This window comes from Streptomyces sp. NPDC000404, assembly GCF_040300365.1.
Classification (GTDB): Bacteria; Actinomycetota; Actinomycetes; order Streptomycetales; family Streptomycetaceae; genus Streptomyces; species Streptomyces ramulosus.
This window is the reverse complement of record NZ_JBEPDN010000016.1, coordinates 195,840-211,979: the sequence shown is the minus strand read 5'-3', so window position 1 is coordinate 211,979 and position 16,140 is coordinate 195,840. Positions and strand designations below refer to the sequence as shown.

Annotated in this window: 16 protein-coding genes; 10 read left to right on the top strand and 6 right to left on the bottom strand. The window is 75.1% G+C overall.

Annotated features, from left to right (window positions below; genetic code table 11):
* Positions 1-180 precede the first annotated feature (180 nt).
* Positions 181-1,104, bottom strand: coding sequence for a DUF3027 domain-containing protein (locus tag ABT345_RS28675; RefSeq protein ID WP_345079420.1), 924 nt, complete (start codon positions 1,102-1,104; stop codon positions 181-183).
* Between the two features lie 389 nt (positions 1,105-1,493).
* Between ABT345_RS28675 and ABT345_RS28670 the strand changes: the two genes are divergently transcribed.
* The 4 genes from ABT345_RS28670 (at position 1,494) to ABT345_RS28655 (ending at position 5,204) form a co-directional block, all read left to right on the top strand.
* The gene (locus tag ABT345_RS28670) at positions 1,494-2,900 is read left to right on the top strand and encodes an MFS transporter (RefSeq protein WP_345079417.1); all 1,407 of its coding nucleotides are present in this window, start codon (positions 1,494-1,496) and stop codon (positions 2,898-2,900) included.
* Positions 2,901-3,060: 160 nt separating this feature from the next.
* Entirely contained in the window at positions 3,061-3,564 is a 504-nt protein-coding gene (locus ABT345_RS28665) for a hypothetical protein (protein WP_345079414.1), read from the top strand.
* A gap of 37 nt (positions 3,565-3,601) precedes the next feature.
* On the top strand, positions 3,602-4,306 hold the full coding sequence (locus ABT345_RS28660) for a futalosine hydrolase (protein ID WP_345079411.1): 705 nt from the start codon (positions 3,602-3,604) through the stop codon (positions 4,304-4,306).
* Positions 4,307-4,352: 46 nt separating this feature from the next.
* A complete protein-coding gene (locus tag ABT345_RS28655) occupies positions 4,353-5,204 on the top strand; it encodes a 1,4-dihydroxy-6-naphtoate synthase (protein WP_345079408.1) in 852 nt (283 codons plus the stop codon).
* A gap of 55 nt (positions 5,205-5,259) precedes the next feature.
* On the opposite strand, the gene ABT345_RS28650 is transcribed toward ABT345_RS28655, so the two are convergent.
* Positions 5,260-5,643: a cold-shock protein gene (locus ABT345_RS28650; protein WP_143942785.1), complete on the bottom strand. Its 384-nt coding sequence runs from the start codon at positions 5,641-5,643 to the stop codon at positions 5,260-5,262.
* A gap of 219 nt (positions 5,644-5,862) precedes the next feature.
* Here ABT345_RS28650 and ABT345_RS28645 point away from each other — a divergent pair, with 219 nt between their 5' ends.
* A complete protein-coding gene (locus ABT345_RS28645) occupies positions 5,863-6,114 on the top strand; it encodes a hypothetical protein (RefSeq protein ID WP_345079401.1) in 252 nt (83 codons plus the stop codon).
* Here the strand turns inward: ABT345_RS28645 and ABT345_RS28640 are convergent.
* A complete protein-coding gene (locus ABT345_RS28640; protein ID WP_386459482.1) occupies positions 6,084-6,761 on the bottom strand; it encodes an HAD family hydrolase in 678 nt (225 codons plus the stop codon). The two genes, ABT345_RS28645 and ABT345_RS28640, sit on opposite strands and share 31 nt — an antisense overlap.
* A 241-nt stretch (positions 6,762-7,002) precedes the next feature.
* Between ABT345_RS28640 and ABT345_RS28635 the strand changes: the two genes are divergently transcribed.
* From ABT345_RS28635 to ABT345_RS28625, 3 genes are read left to right on the top strand one after another with little or no spacing between them, the layout of a single operon-like run.
* Entirely contained in the window at positions 7,003-8,004 is a 1,002-nt protein-coding gene (locus ABT345_RS28635; RefSeq protein WP_345079397.1) for a FecCD family ABC transporter permease, read from the top strand.
* Entirely contained in the window at positions 8,001-9,164 is a 1,164-nt protein-coding gene (locus ABT345_RS28630) for a FecCD family ABC transporter permease (RefSeq protein ID WP_345079395.1), read from the top strand. The genes ABT345_RS28635 and ABT345_RS28630 overlap by 4 nt, the downstream gene beginning before the upstream one ends.
* On the top strand, positions 9,161-10,000 hold the full coding sequence (locus ABT345_RS28625) for an ABC transporter ATP-binding protein (RefSeq protein ID WP_345079392.1): 840 nt from the start codon (positions 9,161-9,163) through the stop codon (positions 9,998-10,000). The genes ABT345_RS28630 and ABT345_RS28625 overlap by 4 nt, the downstream gene beginning before the upstream one ends.
* On the opposite strand, the gene ABT345_RS28620 is transcribed toward ABT345_RS28625, so the two are convergent.
* A complete protein-coding gene (locus tag ABT345_RS28620) occupies positions 9,951-10,871 on the bottom strand; it encodes a LysR family transcriptional regulator (RefSeq protein WP_345079389.1) in 921 nt (306 codons plus the stop codon). The genes ABT345_RS28625 and ABT345_RS28620 overlap by 50 nt on opposite strands.
* A 178-nt stretch (positions 10,872-11,049) precedes the next feature.
* On the opposite strand from ABT345_RS28620, the gene ABT345_RS28615 reads away from it, so the two are divergent.
* Positions 11,050-11,439, top strand: a complete 390-nt coding sequence (locus tag ABT345_RS28615; RefSeq protein ID WP_345079386.1) for a VOC family protein — start codon at positions 11,050-11,052, stop codon at positions 11,437-11,439.
* Between the two features lie 72 nt (positions 11,440-11,511).
* On the opposite strand, the gene ABT345_RS28610 is transcribed toward ABT345_RS28615, so the two are convergent.
* Complete coding sequence (locus tag ABT345_RS28610; protein ID WP_345079383.1) at positions 11,512-12,330, bottom strand: hypothetical protein; 819 nt, start codon at positions 12,328-12,330, stop codon at positions 11,512-11,514.
* Positions 12,331-12,854: 524 nt separating this feature from the next.
* On the opposite strand from ABT345_RS28610, the gene ABT345_RS28605 reads away from it, so the two are divergent.
* On the top strand, positions 12,855-13,850 hold the full coding sequence (locus ABT345_RS28605) for an ABC transporter substrate-binding protein (protein ID WP_345079380.1): 996 nt from the start codon (positions 12,855-12,857) through the stop codon (positions 13,848-13,850).
* Positions 13,851-14,092: 242 nt separating this feature from the next.
* Here the strand turns inward: ABT345_RS28605 and ABT345_RS28600 are convergent, their stop codons facing one another.
* On the bottom strand, positions 14,093-15,736 hold the full coding sequence (locus ABT345_RS28600; protein ID WP_345079375.1) for a hypothetical protein: 1,644 nt from the start codon (positions 15,734-15,736) through the stop codon (positions 14,093-14,095).
* Positions 15,737-16,140 lie beyond the last annotated feature (404 nt).

Sequence of the window (16,140 nt, the reverse complement as noted above, 5' to 3'; positions counted from 1 at the left end):
GCTGCATCTGGTCGACCGCGGCACGCAGCCCGTCGCGCGCCTGGGCGACGGCGCCGAGATAAGGTGTCCTGGCCGCTTTACGTCTGCAACACCACCCCCGACCCCGCCACCTCCCGTTGTTCGTCCGGTGCGCCCCTCGCCCTCGGGAGGAGGAGAAAAGAAAGGGGAAAAGGTCCCGGGTTAGCTGTGGCCGAGTTCCTCGGGAGGGGTCGTGTCCTCTACGGAGCCGCCGGTGGGTTCGGGGCGGAGGGTGAGGGGTTCGATGACGGTTTCGTCGATGACCGGGGTGGCCGGGCGGGGCGGGGCGGGCATGACGGCGGCTTCGGAGTGGCCGCCGCAGCCGTAGGAGAGGGAGACGACGCGGCCGTCGGCGGGGGAGAACTCGTTGGCGCAGACGCCGAACGCCTGGCGCAGGGAGCCGGCGAGCGGGGTGAGGAAGCCGCAGGAGACGCAGGTGGCGGGGGCTGCCTGGGCCATCGGGGTGCGGGCGCCGAACGCCTCGTCCCAGCGGTCGGCGGCCTCGTGCAGGCCGTAGCGGGACAGGACGCGGGCGCGGCGCATGCCCAGTTCGTCGGCGAGGGAGGCGAGGTCGCCGCGGGCGGGGGCGGGCTGGACGGCGGGCGAGCCGGGGACGACGTCGGCGTCCTCGGTGTCGGCGATCTGCGCGATCTCCGCGGTCTCGGCGGGCAGGTCCGCGGCGAGGACGGAGTTGGGCGGCGGGGTGTCCTCACCCGTGTAGCCGGGCTCCAGGCGCAGGTCCTCGGCGTCGGTGGGCAGCAGGTCGCCGGGGCCCATGTCGCCGGGGCGCAGCCGCTCGCTCCACGGCACCCACTCGGGGGCGAGGACGGCGTCCGGGCCGGGCAGCAGCACCGACTCGTCCAGGGTGACGATCTTGGCGCGGGAGGCGCGGGCGACGGTGACGGCCCAGCGCCAGCCGCGGTAGCCGGGCTCCTTGCAGGCGAAGAGGTGGGTGACGACGCGGTCGCCGTCGGCGACGGCCTCCAGGTGCTCGCCGACCATGCCCGGCAGCGCGGTCTCCTCGGCCGCCGCACGGGCGAGGTCTACCGCCTCGGCGCACAGGCGGTCCGGGGTACGGCTTCGCATCGCAGCACTCACAAGAATCGATTCTCTCTTCCACGCCGTCTCACGAGTGCGCCAGCCGGAGCTGTCCTGTCCTTGTCCGGACGACCGGCGGGGCGGGGCGGGCGGAGCGGACCTGGGGACCGCGTCGACGTCCGCGCCCGATCGCTTGGGTCGAGCGCACCTCTCACGACCCATTCTGAGGGATCGCGCAAAGGCGCGCGGCCATGGACGACCACCGGTGGCGCGCTACACACGCTACCCCGTAGTTCGTGGACGATCCCTCGGCGGGAGCGGCAAATGCGATCACCGGGGTCCGCCGGTGGCGGCGGGAGGGGTCCGGATCGCCGTCGCCCCACGCAACAGGCCCAGGAAACCACCAGATACCCGGGCAGTTCGGGCAGTATGGCCGGATGGCTGCCGCACGGTCGTCCAAGGGGTCGAGGGGGCCGCGGTTCTCGCGCGCGTCGACCCGGAGCGGGACGGGGCGCGCCCGGGTCCGGCGGGCCGGGCGGTCCGCCGGGCGGGCGCTGCACCGTCCGGTCACCGGCGCGGCCCGGGGCGTACGGCGCGCCACCCATGCGCACGGCGCGGGCGAATCGGGCCTGGGCAAGCTCATCGAACTGCACGCGGTGAACTCCGCGGGCGACATGCTGATCACCGTCGCGCTGGCCTCGACGGTGTTCTTCTCCGTCCCGACCGATCAGGCGCGGGGCCGGGTGGCGCTCTACCTCGCGGTGACGATGGCGCCGTTCGCGTTGCTGGCGCCGGTCGTCGGGCCGCTGCTGGACCGGGTGCCGCACGGGCGGCGGGCCGCGATGGCCGCCGCGATGCTGGCGCGGGCGCTGCTCGCGCTGACGATGTCGGGCGCGGTCGCCGGCGGCGGGCTTGAGCTGTATCCGGCGGCGCTGGGGGTGCTGGTGGCGTCGAAGGCGTACGGGGTGGTGCGCAGCGCGGTGGTGCCGCGGCTGCTGCCGCCGCGCATCTCGCTGGTCAAGGCCAATTCGCGGGTGACGCTCGCCGGGCTGCTGGCGACCGCGGTGGCCGCGCCGCTGGGGGCCGGGCTGCATCTGATCGGGCCGATGTGGCCGCTCTTCGGGGCGTTCCTGGTGTTCTGCGGCGGCACCTTTCTCTCGTTCACGCTGCCGCCCGCGGTCGACTCGGCGAAGGGCGAGGCCCGCGCGCGGCTGGCGTCGGGGCCCGGGCGGCGGCCGGGGCTGCGGACCGTCGGCCCGTCGGTGCTGCACGGCCTCCAGGCCAACGCCACGCTCCGCGCGCTGTCCGGGCTGCTGACGTTCTTCCTCGCGTTCCTGCTGCGCGAACACCCGCTGGACGGGCTGGGCGCCGCGACGTCGCTGGGGCTGGTCGCGGTCGCGGCGGGCGGCGGCAACGCGCTGGGCACCACGGTCGGCGCCTGGCTGCGGGCGCGCGGCCCGGAGCGGATCGCCGCCGGGGTGCTGGGCCTCGCGCTGGCCGCGGCGGTGGCGGCGGTGGTCGGCTACGAGCCGTTGCCGCTGGTGGTCGTGCCGGTGGCGGCGGCCGCCGCGGGGCTCTGCCAGGCGCTGGGGAAGCTGTCGCTGGACGCGATGATCCAGCGGGACGTCCCGGAGACGGTGCGCACCTCCGCGTTCGCCCGGTCGGAGACGGTGCTCCAGCTGTCGTGGGTGGCCGGCGGTGCGATCGGCATCGCGCTGCCGCTCTCCGGCGAGCTCGGCATGATCGTCGCGGCGGCGCTGGTGGCGGTGGGCGCGCTGGTGTCCGTACGGGGGCTGCTGGGCGCGGCCCGGCGCGGCGGGCGGGCCGCGGCGCGGGTGCGGTGAGCGGGCGGGCGACGGCGTCCGGCGGGTGCGGGCGGCGGGGCCGGGCGGTGCGCGGCGGCGGCCCGGGCGCCGGTGCGGGCGGGCGCGCATGTGGGCGGCGCGGGGCGGCACGCCGTACCCGGGCGTGGTGCGCGCCGAGGCGCCAGATAGCCTGCCCGTCATGACCGCTGCGATGATCTCCTGGGGCAAGGGCCGCCGTGCCGCTGCCGCCATCGGTGCCGTGTCCCTGGGCCTCGTCACCCTCTCCGCCTGCGAGAAGCCGTCCGACCTGGCGACCGTGACCGTCGGCTCCACGACCGTCACCGCCGAGGCCACGCCCGGCTGCAACGGCGACGGCAAGCTGCTGAGCAAGAAGCAGGTCGAGACCTGCATCTCCAAGAACGGTGGCAAGACCATCACCGTTCAGCCCGGTGAGCGGGTCCGCGTCGGCGTGACGCCGGAGGTTGCCAAGTCCGGCTGGATCGTCATCGGCGGCGGCCCCGTGATGCGTGAGGCCAGCACCCAGACGTACCGCTCCTTCGACGCGGACACGCTCTTCATGCAGCAGAACCCGCAGACCGGCCAGACCACCTACAGCAAGTCGGTCACGCTCCAGGTCGCGGAGCTGGGCAAGGGCCAGGGCCCCAAGACCATGTGGCACTTCAACCTGAAGCAGAAGGACTGAGCGCGCTGACCGGGGCGAGGGCGGGGCGGGCCGTCTGATGCGGGTGCTCGTCGTCACGGCGGTGGCCGCCGAACGCGACGCGGTGTGCGCCGCGGGCGGCCCGTACACCCCGCGCGCCCTGCCCGGTGGCCTCGCGCTGCACACCGGCGACGCGGCCGGTGGCCCCGCCGTCGACGTGCTCGCCGCCGGGGTCGGCCCGGCGGCCGCAGCCGCCGGCACGGCCACCGCGCTGACCGCCGCCGCGCTGGACGGCGCGCCGTACTCCCTGGTGATCTCCGCCGGGATCGGCGGCGGCTTCGCGCCCGCCGCCCCGCTGGGCTCGGTGATCGTCGCGGACACCCTCACCGCCGCCGATCTGGGCGCCGAGACGCCCGAGGGTTTTCTGCCGGTGACGGAGCTGGGCTTCGGAACGGTCACGCACCGCCCGGACCCGGCGCTGGTACGGGCCGTCGCCACCGCCTGCGGGGCGCGCACCGGCCCGGTGCTGACGGTCTCGACGGTGACCGGCTCCGCGGCGCGCGCGGCGGAGCTGACGGCGCGCCACCCCGGTGCGCTGGCGGAGGCCATGGAGGGCTTCGGCGTCGCCGAGGCGGCCGTGGCCCATGGCGCGGGCGTGCTGGAGATCCGTACGGTCTCCAACGCGGTCGGGCCCCGCGACCGGGCGGCCTGGCGCATCGGCCCGGCGCTCACCGCGCTGACCGGAGCGTTCGCGGCGCTGCCCGCCGCACTGCGCGCCCTGTGACACCCCGGCCCGGCCACCGTGCCGGGCCCTTTCGCGAGGAGGACCCGTGACCCGGCCGCTGGACATCGCCTATTCGCCGTGCCCCAACGACACCTTCGTCTTCGACGCCTGGGCGCACGGCCGCGTCCCCGGCGCGCCGGAGCTGTCGGTGACCTTCGCGGACATCGATATCACCAACGGCATGGCCGAGCGCGGCGAGTTCGACGTGCTGAAGGTGTCGTACGCGGTGCTGCCGTGGGTGCTGGAGGAGTACGCGCTGCTGCCGTGCGGCGGGGCGCTGGGCCGTGGCTGCGGGCCGCTGGTGCTGACCCGCGAGGGCGGCGGGGCGGCGGGGCTCGCCGGGAAGACGGTGGCGGTGCCCAGCGAGCGGTCCACCGCGTATCTGCTGTTCCGGCTCTGGGCCGCGGCCGAGGTGCCGGGCGGCGTCGGGGAGATCGTGGTGCTGCCGTTCCACGAGATCATGCCGGCGGTCCGCGACGGCAAGGTCGATGCGGGCCTGGTCATCCACGAGGCCCGCTTCACCTACGGGAACTACGGCCTGACCTGCCTGGCCGACATGGGCGAGCACTGGGAGCGCACCACCGGCCTGCCGATCCCGCTGGGCGCGATCATCGCGAAGCGGTCGCTGGGCGAGGAGATGCTGCGGCGCCTGGCGGACGCGGGGCGGACGTCGGTGCGGATGGCGTGGGACGACCCGCAGGCGTCACGTCCGTACGTCCTCGAACACGCCCAGGAGATGGATCCGGCCGTCGCCGACCAGCACATCGGGCTCTACGTGAACGAGTTCACCGCCGACCTCGGCGAGCACGGCTACGCGGCGGTGCGGGGGCTGCTGACGCGTGCGGCGGCCGAGGGGCTGGTGCCGCCCCTCGGCCCGGACGCGCTGGCGTTCGTCTGATCCGTGACGTCCGGCCGGGCGCGGCCCTCCGGGCGCGGGCCCGGCGGGGCGGGGGTCAGACGTCGAGCTGGTCGGCGACCGCGCGGAGCATGCCGGCGATCTTGGCGCCGTGCGCCTTCTCGGGGTAGCGGCCGCGCTCCAGCTGCTGGGTGACGTTCTCCAGCAAGGTGGTCAGGTCCTGCACGATCGAGGCGAGTTCATCGGGCTTACGGCGCTGGGCCGCGGCCACCGAGGGCGCCGGGTCGAGGATCGTCACGGACAGTGCCTGGTCGCCGCGCTGGCCGGCGACGACGCCGAATTCGACGCGCTGGCCCGGCTTGAGTGCGTCCACGCCGTCGGGCAGCACCGACGAGTGCACGAAGACGTCACCGCCGTCGTCGCGGGAGAGAAAGCCGAAGCCCTTCTCGCTGTTGAACCACTTGACCTTGCCGGTAGGCACGTCTGTCCTCGTCCTCGTACTCGTGGGAAAATGCGGGCTGACTGCTCGGAAAATGCCGAATGTGCGGAAATTACGGAAATGCTGCCGGAAAAACGGGTCTGGATAGCAGTGCAGCGGGTCACTCGGACCCGCCGTCACCAAGGCTAATGCTCCCGCGCGCGGTGACAAGACGTACCGGGCGGTTCCTCAATGCTTGTGGCCCGGACTTACCCTGGTCAGGTGTCTGACGAAACGCCCCGGGACGGGGATCTGCTGGTCCGAATCGGCGCGATCGTGTTCCTCATTGGCGCACTGGCCACTCTGGCCACGATGACCCCGCTGTTCATCGGTGCCGAGCCGCTGCCTTCGGTTTTCTACTGGGTCTGCATGCTGATGGGCGTGGGCTTCCTGATCGCCGGAGCGGGGGTGGTCCGCTCCGTCATGGGCCAGCGCCGGCGGGCTCAGGCGGACGCGGCGTCGCCCGCGAGGTAGCCGCCGAGCCAGCCGGGGAACGCGGTGAGGTCGTCGAGGACGACATCGGCGCCCGCCGCGCGCAGCTCCGGTGCGCCGCACGGCCCGGAGGCCACCGCGACCGACAGCGCGCCCGCCGCCCGCGCGCCGCGCACATCGCCGGTGTGGTCGCCGACGTAGACCGTGGCGCCGTGCGCGCGCAGCGCCTCGGCCTTGGCCTCCGCCCACAGCGAGCCGACGAGGATGTCGACGTCCAGGCCCAGGTGGTCGAGGTGGAGCTTGGCGCTGGGCTCGTACTTCGCGGTGACCACGAGCGTGCGGCCGCCGGCGGCGTGCACCGCGGCGAGCGCGGCGCGGGCGCCGGGCATCGCGGGCGACGGCGCGACCGCGTACTGCGGATACAGCTCCCGGTACAGCTCACTGGCCTCGGCCACCCGCTCCTCGGGGAACCACTCGCGGATCTCCTGCTCCAGCGGCGGGCCCAGCCGGGTGATCGCGAGGTCGGCGTCGACGTGCACGCCGGTGCGGGCGGTCAGCTCCACGTAGGTGGCCCGGATGCCGGGGCGGGAGTCGATCAGCGTCATGTCGAGGTCGAAACCGACGGTCAGGGCGGGGGCGCCGGGGACGGTCGGGTCGCTGGGGGCGGTCGGGGCAGCCATGTCACCCATTGTGCCGGGCACCGCCGGCGGCCCCGCGGGCCCGCCCCACCCGGCCCGGTACGGCCCCGGGTCGTACCCTTAGCCTTGCCTTACCTAAGAGCGTGCCCCTGGGGCCCGGCGGTCCGCCGCACGGGATGCGGGGGCACGCGCTGCGCCCGGATATCTCGAAATGGACCCGATGTCAGCCGACCAGGCAAGCCCCCGGAGCGCCGCCGCGCGCCCCGGCGCATCCGGCCCGGGAGGGCGCGCGATGAGCCGGCTGCGCGGGCGGCGGCTCGTTCTGACGCTGGCGGCGGTGGCGGCGCTGCTGCTGGCCGTCCTCCTCTCGCTCGCCGTCGGCAGCCGGGCGTTCGCCCCGTCCGAGGTGATCGGCGCGCTGGTGCACGGCGGGGACGGTGACGCCGCGCAGGTGGTGCGCTATCTGCGGCTGCCGCGCACGCTGATCGGCCTGATGGTCGGGGCGGCGCTGGCGATGGCCGGGACGGTGCTCCAGGGCCTCACCCGCAACCCGATCGCCGACCCCGGCATCCTCGGCATCAGCCAGGGCTCGTCGGTCGGCGTGGTGCTGGCCATCTCGCTGTTCGGGGTGCACACCCTCACCGGTTACGTCTGGTTCGCCTTCGCCGGCGCCGCGATCGCCTCCGTCGTCGTCTATGCCATCGCCACCCGGGGGCGGGGCGGTGCGACGCCGGTGAAGCTGGCGCTGGCCGGGGCGGCGATCAATGCGCTGCTGGTGTCGGTGACGATGGCGGTGCTGACGACGCAGGCGGCGGCGCTGGACGAGTTCCGCTTCTGGCAGGTCGGCTCGCTGACCGGCCGCGACGCTCAGGTGGCCGCCCAGATCTGGCCGTTCCTGCTGGTCGGCGCGGTGCTGGTGCTGTCGGTGGCGCGCGGTCTGGACGCCCTGGCGCTGGGCGAGGACGTCGCCCGGGGGCTGGGCCAGAAGGTCGCCGTCGTCCGGATCGTCGGCGGGCTGGGGGCCACGGTGCTGACCGGCGCGGGCGTCGCGGCGGCCGGTCCGATCGCGTTCGTCGGGCTGGCGGTGCCGCATCTGGCGCGCGCCGTGGTCGGCGGCGACCACCGCTGGGTGCTGCCGATGGCGGCGCTGCTCGGCCCGGTGATCGTGCTGGTCTCGGACACGGTCGGGCGGATCGTCTTCCCGCCGTCGGAGGTGCCGGCGGGCGTGATGACGGCGCTGATCGGCGTGCCGTTCCTGGTGACCCTCGTGCGCCGGAAGGCGGTGGCCGCGTGAGTGCCCCCCAAGCCCGTGAGGCGGTCGCCGCCCCGGCGCCGCGCCCGGCCCGCGGGCACCGGCCGGCCGGTTACGCCGTCGTCGGCACGCGCCGCGTCTCGTTCCTGCTGCACCGCCGCGCCGCGGTCGTCGCCGCGCTGCTGGCGGCGGCGCTGGCCGCGGTGTGCCTGGCGTATCTCTGCGTCGGCGAGGACTTCGTCGCGCCGTCCGACGTGCTGGACGTGCTCCTGGGGCGGCCGTCGTCGCAGGAGCTGGTCGTCGGGACGCTGCGGCTGCCGCGGATGGTCGTGGGGCTGCTGGTCGGTGCGGCGTTCGGCGTCGCGGGCGGGCTGATCCAGACGGTCGCCCGCAACCCGCTGGCCAGCCCGGACATCATCGGCGTCACCCAGGGCGCGGGCGCGCTGACGGTCGGCGCGATGACGCTCGGGGTCACCTCGTCCGCGGTGCTGCCGTATCTGTCGATCGCCGGCGGGCTGCTGGCGGCGGCGCTGGTGTACGTCTTCGCATGGCGCGGCGGGCTGCACGCGACCCGTTTCGTCCTCATCGGCATCGGCTTCGCGGTGGCGCTCCGCTCGGTGATCCAGCTGTTCCTGACGAAGGGCGACTACCTCGTCGCGCAGCAGGCGCAGGTGTGGATGACGGGGTCGCTGAACGGCCGCGGCTGGGCCGAGGCGGCGCCGCTGGGCTGGGCGCTGCTGGCGCTGCTGCCCGCGGCGCTGTGGGCGGCACGGGCGCAGCGGACGGTGTCGATGGACGACGACACCGCGACGGCGCTGGGCGTCCGGCTGGGCCGCACCCGGCTGGGGCTGGTGGCGTTGGGCGTGGTGCTGGCGTCGATGGCGACGGGGGCGGCGGGCCCGGTGGACTTCGTGGCGCTGCTGGCGCCGCAGATCGCCCGGCGGCTGACCCGTACCGCGCAGATCCCGCTGCTCAGCTCGGCGCTGCTGGGCGCGGCGATCGTGGTGGGCGGCGATCTGCTGGCCCGCAAGCTGTTCGCGCCGACGGAGCTGCCGGTGGGCGTGCTGACCGCCGCCGTCGGCGCCCCGTATCTGATCTGGCTGATCATCCGGGGCCACCGCACCCGCAGCCGGACGGCGGGCCGCGGCCGCGCCGCCGGCCCCCGTAGCCGTGCCAGCCGTGCCGCAGGAGGAGAAGCGTGACCGAGACCGGCGCAACCACCGCCCCCACGACCGGGGAGAGCGCCCCGAGCCGGCTGACGGCGCGGGAGCTGACGCTGGCGTACGAGGACCGCACGGTCGTCGACGCGCTGGACCTGGACGTGCCGCAGGGCGCGGTCACCGTCGTCGTCGGGCCGAACGCCTGCGGCAAATCGACGCTGCTGCGCGCCCTGGGGCGACTGCTGCGGCCGCGGCGCGGCGCGGTGTTCCTGGACGGCGCGGATCTGGCGCGGATCCCGACGAAGCAGATCGCCCGGTCGCTGGGGCTGCTGCCGCAGACGCCCGTCGCGCCGGAGGCGATCACCGTCGCCGATCTCGTCGCCCGCGGCCGCCAGCCGCATCAGCACTGGTGGCAGCAGTGGTCGGCGGAGGACGAGCGGGCGGTGACGGAGGCGATGGAGCGCACCGACGTCGCCGAGCTGGCCGAGCGCCCCGTCGACGAGCTGTCCGGCGGCCAGCGGCAGCGGGTGTGGATCGCGATGGCGCTGGCCCAGGAGACCGATCTGCTCCTCCTGGACGAGCCCACGACGTATCTGGACATCGCCCACCAGGTGGAGGTCCTCGACCTGGTGCGCCAGCTCAACCACGAGCGGGGCCGCACGGTCGTCGCCGTCCTGCACGATCTGAACCAGGCCGCCCGCTACGCCGACCACCTGGTGGCGATGCGCGCGGGCCGCGTCCTCGCCGAGGGCCCGCCCGCCGAGGTGGTCACCGCGGAGCTGGTGCACGAGGTGTTCGGCCTGGAGGCGGTCGTCATCCCGGACCCGGTCACCGGCTCGCCGCTGGTGGTCCCGGGGCGGCCTTGGGCGAGGGCTTAGCTTCCGCCACGCCCAGCAGGGTGAGGAAGGCCGAGGCGGCGGGCGAGGGCGGGAAGCGGCTCCAGACCAGGCGCTCCACCCGTACGGGCCCGTCGATGACCTCCACGGTCACCAGGCCGTGGAGTTCGGCGGCGAACGTCGCGGGCAGCAGGGCGATGCCCAGTCCGTGGCGGACCATCGGCGCCATGAGTTCGACCCCGGACACCTCGAAGGCGACCTCGCGCCGCAGGCCCGCCGCCGCGAACGCCTGGTCCGACTGGGCGCGGGCGGCGCTGCCGTCGGCGAAGTCCACGAACGTCTCCTCGGCGAGGCGGCGGATGTCCACCTCGCCCCCGCCGGCCAGGGGGTGGTCCGGGGCGACCACGGCGACGTGCCGGGTGTGGGCCAGCTCCCGGTCGTGGATGCCCTGCGGCAGGAATCCGGGCTGCACGCCGAGCAGCGCCGCGTCCAGCTGCCCTTCGCGCACCCGCTCGACCAGCTGCTCGCTGGAGCCGGCCCGCAGGCTGATCCGCACCTGCGGGTGGCGCAGGCGGTAGTCGCGCAGCACCGCGGGCAGGTCCACGGCCGCCACGGCGGGGATCGATCCCACGGTCAGCCCGCCCCGTATCTCTCCGATGGCCGCCGCCACGTCCGTACGGGCCCGCTCGGCCGCTTCCAGGGCGCGGCGGGCTGCGGGCAGGAACGCCTCCCCGGCGGTGGTCAGCCGCACCCGGCGGCTGGTCCGCTCGAACAGCCGGGCCCCCAACTCCTTCTCCAGCCGGGCCACCTGATGGCTGAGCGCGGACTGGACGACGTGGCACCGCTCGGCGGCACGGGTGAAGCTCGCGGTTTCCGCCACCGCGACGACGTAACGCATCTGCTGCAGGTCCATCGATCCATGATGAAACGCGATGGACATCGATGACCAGCATGTGTTGGACCGATGGATGGCCGCTCGACGATGCTGAGGACACCGGCGGGCCACGGCAGTTGGCCACCGGCCACCGGCCCGGACCGGCATGTCCGGGACCACCCCCGGCGCCCGGCGCCCCGACCCTGCGGAGATCCCTGTGCGCGTGATCGCCTTCGACCACCTCGTCCTCAACGTCACCGACATCGAGCGCTCCCTCGACTTCTACACCGGCCCGTTGGGGCTGGAGCCGGTACGGGTGGCGCAGTGGCGGGCCGGCCAGGTCCCCTTCCCGTCCGTGCGGGTGAGCCCCACCACGATCATCGACCTCGTCGAAGTGCCCGGTGATCAGCCGCAGGGCTCCAACGTCGACCACATCTGCCTGGTGGTCGAGCCGCTCGACTGGCAGCAGGTCATCGACTCCGGCGTCTTCACCGTGCTGGACGGCCCCGGCAAGCGCTACGGCGCCCGGGGCACCGCGCTCTCCCTCTACGTGCAGGACCCGGACGGCAACACGGTGGAGCTGCGCTGGTATCCGCAGGACGCCTGAGCTGTGTCGTAGTCAACTACCCATACGAGGGGCGGGAGTTGGAAGACCCGCCCGCCCTCGCGCCGCCGCGTCTCAGGCCTCCGACCCGTTGTGACCGACCGTGACGAGGACCGGGCCCGACAGTCCCGTCACCGCCCGGACCGCGTCGGCGAACACCTCCGTCGTCCACGCGGCCACATCCGTGGACCACTCCGGGACGTCGCAGCGGAAGGCGAGCGCCGGGCGCAGCCCCTCGGCCTGGACCGTCCCGGCGAGGGGACGGGCCAGCCCCGGAGCCGTCACGCCGGCGGGCTTGCGGACCGTCACCGCCATCCGCCGGTACGTGCGTTCCCGCGCCGCCGCGCAGACCTCGGCGGCGCGGGCGGCGAGGCGGACCGACGGCGGCGCGGACACGGTGACCGTCAGCGAGGCCGCGGCGGCCGGGTCGGCGAGGGCGAACCAGTCGGCCACCTCGGCGAGCTCGATGCGGGCGTCCCCGGCGCGGTGCAGCGGTACGAGGGCGTGGGTGCCGGTGAGGCGGACGGTGCCGATGCGACGCAGCGCGTCCGCGAGGACCGTGACGACGGGCAGCACCGGCAGCCGGCGGGCGCGCCGCTTGTGGCCAGGCAGGTTCAGCGGCCGCGGCAGCGAGGCGTGCAGCCAGGCCAGTTGCCGGACCCGGCCGTCCGGCGTCCAGTCGCCGTCCGCGTCGTGGTGGTCCCAGAGGTTGTCGGCGGGCGGGTCCGTCAGGGCGGTGGAACTCCAGGCGTAGGCGGCCGCCCGCTTCACGGCGAGGCCGAAGACGTCCTCGTCGAGGCCGGCCCCGGCGCCCACCCGGTCGATCCAGGGATGCCGGTCCAGCACCCCGTGGAGTCCCACGACGAGAGTGGCGTCCGGCCCGTTCCCGCTCATCCGTCGTCCTCCTGGGGCACATCGTCGTCCGGGGTCTTCCGGGGTCTTCCGGGCTCTTCCGGGCTCTTCCGGGGTGATCCCGCCGCCCCTGCCGGGACGCCCCGAGCACATCAGATTCCGCGGACGGACGCGACCGACTTCCGCGACCGACTTCCGCGACCGACTTCGTGCAGACCGCCGCCCGACGGGAGAGGATTCCTGCGAACCACCTGCGACCCGCCCCCGACCGCCCCTTACGGGAACCCGGCCCGCACGACCGTCCCTTACGGGTTCCTGTACGGGCTTCTGGCCCGTACGGCCATCCCTTACGGGAACCCGGCTCGTACGACCGGCTCTTACGGGTACCCCTACGGGTACGCAGCACCGCCGCCCCGTCCGTCACTCCCCTCTCCCGTCCTCCCCCGCCTTCCCTCCCTCACGAGCCGAAAGGGCACTTCATGACCCGTCACCTCGCCCGTCGTGCCGCCGTCCGTCGTAGGAGCCGCCGTGCGCGGCCCCGTTCCGTCCGCCGTACCGGAGTCGCCGTGGCGGGGGCGGCCGTCGCCGCCCTCGTCCTCGCAGCCTGCGGAAGCGGCGGGTCCGGCGACGGCGACGGCGGGTCCCTGAAGGCCGCCGACTGTCCGAAGCAGCCGGTGACGCACTGGGCGCAGCCGCCCTCGGGCGGCGGTCCGCACCGGGTCGCGACGGCGATGGGCAAGGTCGAGGTCCCGGCCGCGCCGAAGCGGGTGGTGGTGCTGGACACCGCGGAGCTGGACTCCGCCCTCACCCTCGGCGTCAAGCCGGTCGGCGCCACCCGCTCCGACGTCGACTCGGGCTTCCTCGACTACCTGCCGAAGGCCGACACCGCGGGGATCAAGGACGTCGGCACGATCGGCGCCCCGAACCTGGAGGCCGTCGCCGCCCTCAAACCGGATCTGATCCTCACCAACAAGGTCCGCGACGGGCACAGCTACCGGCAACTCTCCCGCATCGCACCGACGGTGATGACCGAGACCACCGGCTACCCCTGGAAACAGAACTTCGCCACCCACGCGGCGGCGCTGAACCGGATTCCGCAGGCCAAGAAGGTCGTCGCGGGGTACGAGGCGCACGCCCGGCAGGTCACCGCCGCGCTCGGCGGACCGGCGAAGGCGAAGGCCCTGCGGACCAACGTCGTCCGCTTCGTCGAGGGCGCCGACACCCGCGTCTACGGCTGCCAGAGCTACATCGGCACCGTCCTCGACGACCTCGGCACCGGCCCGACGGACGTCGTCAACGACGCCAAGGACGGCCTGATGACGGAGCTGAGCGCCGAGCAGATGCACCGCGCCGACGCCGACGCGGTCTTCTACGCAAGCTACGGCTCCCCGGATACGTCGAAGGAAGCGCAGGTCACCAGCGGTCCGCTGTGGAAGAACCTCCGCGCGGTCAAGAACGACCGCTCCTTCCGCGTCGACGACCAGCTGTGGATCCAGGGCATCGGCTACACCGCGGCCGACAAGATCCTCGACGAGGTACGGGAGCGGTTGGCGAAGAGGTGAGGGACGCCGCGGGGACCGGTCGTCCGGGGCGCGCGAGGCGCGCTTCCGGGGCGCGCGGTGGCGGATGGCTGTGGCGGGCCGGCGGTTCCCTTACGGGAGTTGCCGTACGGGCGATCCCGTAGGGGCGATCCGGTAGGGGCGATCCCGTAAGGGCAGGCGGGCCCGTACGGGTTCCGTGAGGCCGCAACGTCCCCTACGGGGCGGTCCCGTGAGCGCCGGTCGGTCCAGGTGGGCTCGGGCCGTCACCGGGCCCAGCGCCGCATCCGCCACACCAGGAACACGGCCGAGGCGACGGCGGCGACGCGGACCAGGACGGGCAGACCGTCGAGGAGCGCGGCGCCCATCTTCCCGGAGGCGATCGGGTCGCCCCACCGGCCCGTGGCGCGGCCCCACATCCACACGGCGCCGCCGCCCGCCAGCAGACCGGGCACGCCGAGCGCGGCGAACTTCGCCTCGGTGTGGGTGAGACGGCGCGAGAGGAACGTCACCGCCCAGCCAGCGGCCAGCGCGAACCAGCTCCCCAGGACCGCGCCGGCCAGCAACAACAGCACGGCGAGCGTCACCACGGGGCTGAGCCGGACCCGGGCGGCCGGCGCCTGCTCGGCGGCCGGTTCCGGGGCGGGCGCCTCCGCCGCGGGCCCGGGTTTCTTCCGGCCGAGGGCGCGGCGCAGCAGCCCCGGCAGCGGACGGCCCGGCTCCGCACCGGCGCCGCCCGCCTGCGGCGTACCGTCCGCCGCCTTCTCCTTGTCGTCCTGCTCCCCGGGCCGCTTCCAGATCTCCGGGATCTCGATGCCGCCGACGAAGCCGGGCACCGTCTCGCCCACGCCGGTCGCCTCGGGCCGCGCCAGCCACCAGTCCGCGTCGCCGTCGCCGATTTCGTCGGCCCCGGCCAGATGCGGCGGTGCGGCCTCCCCGGGCGCCAGCGTGAACCGGGGGCCCGCCGCCTCCGCGGTCTCGGCGCCCTTCTTCCGGAACAGCCCGGACCACTGCCCGGGCCGCGATCCGTCCCGCGGCCCCGGCACCTTCCCCGACGCCCCGGACTGCCCCGACTTCCCGAGCGAGAGGGGCCGGTTCGGCCGCTCCGTCCCCTCGGGCGCGCCCGCCTTCCCCCCGAGCGCGGCCGCCCCGCCGAGCAGTCCGCGCACGCCGCGGGGGCCGGCCGCCTCCGGGGCCGCGCCGTCCTCGGGGCGGGACGGGCCGGCGGCACCGTCACCGGGTGTCGGGAATCGGGGTTCGGCGTCGCCGGGCGAACCGGCAGGAGCGGCGCGGCCGGACGCGGTGGACGAGGGGGACGGGTCGGCCGGCCCCGACGCGTCGGGCTGACCGGGCGTGTCGGAGGAGCCGGGCGTCTCGGAGCGTCCGGGCGGAGCAGACGGGCCGGGCGCCTCGGCAGGCCCGGGCGGCGTACCCGCGCCGGACGGAGCGGCCGGGCCGTCCGTGGCGCGCGGGGCCGACGTGGGCCCGGGGCCGCCCGGGGCCGACGGTGCAACCGGGGCCGACGGCACGCCCGGGCCCATCGAGGTCTCCGGGACCGCGGCCGACGGCACGCCCGGGTCCATCGGCGTCTCCGGGACCGACGCCCCGGCGGGCGCCGTCGGGGCCGCGGACTCCGGTCGCGCCGATCCGGCTCCCGGCCGCGTCCGCCCGGTCGTCCCGGCGGCCTCCGCCGCGGCCGACACCACGGCCTCCGGCGTGCCCAGCCGGGACAGCACCCGCTTCACCTGGGAGACCGACGGCGACTTCTGCCCCGCGATCCGGGCCGTGGCCTCGGCCCGCAGATCGGCCACCAGCCGCATCCGCGCCGCCGAGGGCAGGCCCCGCTGCTGGGCCAGGTCGCCGACCCGGCTCAGATAGTCAAAAACGAGCTGATCGTTCTCGATCCCCACGAAATCCCCTGCGGCGTCCGCTGGTTACTTCCCCGACCGTACCGCCTCCCCTCCCCCACGCACCGGAGACGGCGACCCCTGCCTCCTGACCGGACGCCAGAACCCTTACGGGCCTGGCCCCTGATGCCCCGTAAGGGAGGGGCGCATAAGCGGTGGTCGGCCCCCTGCCCCGGGCCCGTACGGGAAGAGGCGGCGCCCTGACCGTCCCGTACGGGTTCCCCGGCGACAGCCGCCCGGCCCCTGCGGGTTCCCCGGAAGCCGGGCCCGGGCCGCCGCCGTGACCGGGGCGACCGCGTCCCGCCCCGTACGGGCTCCCTGATCCCGGAGTCCGGGGCGCGCGGCGGGTGCGTACGGGCCCTGGTGCGCGCCGTCACAGCGGGATCCCGTTACGTCGGGCACCGGCC

Excerpts from the sequence above, each read along its gene's own strand:
- ABT345_RS28665 (WP_345079414.1), top strand. The coding sequence starts at position 3,061 with ATGACCGCTGCGATGATCTCCTGGGGCAAGGGCCGCCGTGCCGCTGCC.
- ABT345_RS28675 (WP_345079420.1), bottom strand. The coding sequence starts at position 1,104 with ATGCGAAGCCGTACCCCGGACCGCCTGTGCGCCGAGGCGGTAGACCTC.
- ABT345_RS28610 (WP_345079383.1), bottom strand. The coding sequence starts at position 12,330 with ATGAGCGGGAACGGGCCGGACGCCACTCTCGTCGTGGGACTCCACGGG.
- ABT345_RS28670 (WP_345079417.1), top strand. The coding sequence starts at position 1,494 with ATGGCTGCCGCACGGTCGTCCAAGGGGTCGAGGGGGCCGCGGTTCTCG.
- ABT345_RS28620 (WP_345079389.1), bottom strand. The coding sequence starts at position 10,871 with ATGGACCTGCAGCAGATGCGTTACGTCGTCGCGGTGGCGGAAACCGCG.
- ABT345_RS28635 (WP_345079397.1), top strand. The coding sequence starts at position 7,003 with ATGAGCCGGCTGCGCGGGCGGCGGCTCGTTCTGACGCTGGCGGCGGTG.
- ABT345_RS28660 (WP_345079411.1), top strand. The coding sequence starts at position 3,602 with ATGCGGGTGCTCGTCGTCACGGCGGTGGCCGCCGAACGCGACGCGGTG.
- ABT345_RS28640 (WP_386459482.1), bottom strand. The coding sequence starts at position 6,761 with ATGGGTGACATGGCTGCCCCGACCGCCCCCAGCGACCCGACCGTCCCC.